The following is a 507-nucleotide window of genomic DNA, read 5'->3' as shown; positions in this document are numbered from 1 at the left end:
TCGAAGTGCAGTTTTAAGATATACAAGCAGTAATTTTACGATTACTGCTTTTTTTGTGTTTGTTTCTATTTTTTTACATTGTTTTTCGAAACAACCAAACACAAGTTCCCTTACCCATAAAAGTTAATTCACAGGCGCAAGTTTACTTCCGATAAGGTAGGCTTTCGGTGGTCCTCTTTGCCCAAAAACATGCAAGGTGATCAGATTGCCGACTTTACAACAATAGCATTTTTTATGTTGGGTTTTGGGCTCAATTATTGGGCGTACAACTTTTAAATCTTTTTGCAATTGTTGGAGTTTTCCGCGTTTCCAACTGCTGCTTAAAATACCGTAATGGCGTATGCGCACAAAGCGTTTAGGCAGAATATGTAAGCTAAATCGCCTTGTGAACTCTTCGTTTTTTAAGGTGAGTTGCTTGGTTTTACTTCCGCCTTTATAATCTTTATAGTTGATGGTAACTTCTTGATTTGTTACATTTTTAATCCGATGATTGCTGATGGCAACTTT

The 507-nt window shown here is 36.5% G+C and carries 1 protein-coding gene; it reads right to left on the bottom strand.

Going from position 1 to position 507, the window contains the following annotated elements; genetic code table 11:
- Positions 1-123: 123 nt before the first annotated feature.
- The coding region (locus H4K35_RS15630; RefSeq protein ID WP_182628819.1) for a transposase at positions 124-507 on the bottom strand (384 nt) is incomplete at its 5' end.

This window comes from Myroides sp. NP-2, assembly GCF_014145665.1.
Classification (GTDB): Bacteria; Bacteroidota; Bacteroidia; order Flavobacteriales; family Flavobacteriaceae; genus Flavobacterium.
Note: the sequence above shows the minus strand (reverse complement) of the source record. Positions and strands in the feature narration are given on the sequence as shown.